We start from the raw sequence: 1,352 nt of genomic DNA, 5'->3' as shown, positions 1-1,352 counted from the left end.
GGCGCGCACGCAGCGGGAGTGGTCGTCCAAGGGCGTGCGCAACGCGATGAAGAAGAACCCCGACAACGACAAGAACCGTCGCGCGGCGAGCATCGAGTCGTCCGAGAAGCAGGCGCGCAAGGTGCGCCAGATGGAGTCGCGGATCGCCCGGCTCGACGAGGTGGCGGAGCCGCGCAAGGAGTGGGTGCTGCAGTTCTCGATCGGGGCCGCGCCGCGGTCGAGCTCGGTTGTGGCCACGCTCAACGAGGCGGCGCTGCGTCGGGGCGACTGGACGTTCGGCCCGGCGTCGCTGCAGGTCGAGGCCCGGCGGCGGATCGGGATCACCGGTCCCAACGGCGCGGGCAAGTCGACGCTGCTGTCGCTGCTGCTCGGTCGAATCGAGCCGACCTCGGGGACCGCCTCACTCGGGGCCAGCGTCGACGTCGGCGAGATCGACCAGGCCCGGACCGGGCTGCGTGAGGACCTCACCCTCGGCGATGCGTTCGGCGAGGCGGTCCCGGACGTCGGCCCGGCCGATCGGCGCACCCTGCTCGCGAAGTTCGGGCTCAAGGCCGACCAGGTCGGCAGCACCGTCGGGCGGCTCTCACCCGGCGAGCGCACCCGCGCGGCGATGGCGCTGCTGCAGGCGCGTGGCGTCAACCTGCTCGTGCTCGACGAGCCGACCAACCACCTCGACCTGCCCGCCATCGAGCAGCTCGAGCAGGCGCTCGAGTCCTACGACGGGGCGCTGCTGCTCGTGTCGCACGACCGGCGGCTGCTCGAGAACGTCCGCCTGGACCAGCGCTGGCACGTCGAGGCCGGCCAGGTCACCCGCCTCTGACACGTCGAGTGGGCACTTCCCGCCACTTCTCCACAACCATCGGCGGCGTCGGTCGCTGCACAGTGCCCACTCGACTCGTGAAGGTCAGGCTGGGGACTGGGTGGCGTCGGCGACCCAGGGCCCGAGCTGCGGGTCCCAGCGGCGGACCACGCGCCGCAGGATGTGGCCACCGAGCCAGTACGGGTCCTGGTCGAACGTCGCCGTGACCTCCTCGAGGGACTCGGCGGAGTAGACGATGAGTGCCGCGTTGACCGGCTCCTGCTCGGTCGGCTCGGCCTCGCTCACCTCGTCGATGCCGTCCTGGTACATCCCGGCGACGAGCAGACCGGGCTGACCGGTGAGCCACTCCCGGTGCTCGGGCCGGATCGTCAGCATCTCGCTGATGTCATCGGCATACGTGTAGTGGATCGCGAAGATCGCCACGGTGGGCCTCCAGTCGCTCGGGTGGGGGTCGGGGGAAGCGGCCGGGGCCGCGGCGGTCAGGTGGTCGTGATGCGGTGCGCCCCGGCATACACGTTGAGACGGGATCCGC

2 protein-coding genes are annotated in these 1,352 nt (G+C 71.4%); one reads left to right on the top strand and one right to left on the bottom strand.

Annotated features, from left to right (window positions below; genetic code table 11):
• A partial coding sequence (locus ABD194_RS20355; protein WP_343994909.1) for an ATP-binding cassette domain-containing protein occupies positions 1–820 on the top strand: 820 nt, incomplete at its 5' end.
• Positions 821–904: 84 nt separating this feature from the next.
• Here ABD194_RS20355 and ABD194_RS20350 read toward each other — a convergent pair.
• On the bottom strand, positions 905–1,352 hold a 448-nt coding region (locus ABD194_RS20350), incomplete at its 5' end, for a YciI family protein (RefSeq protein WP_343994907.1).

The organism is Terrabacter terrae (genome assembly GCF_039529575.1).
GTDB classification, from domain to species: domain Bacteria; phylum Actinomycetota; class Actinomycetes; order Actinomycetales; family Dermatophilaceae; genus Terrabacter; species Terrabacter terrae.
Note: the sequence above shows the minus strand (reverse complement) of the source record. Positions and strands in the feature narration are given on the sequence as shown.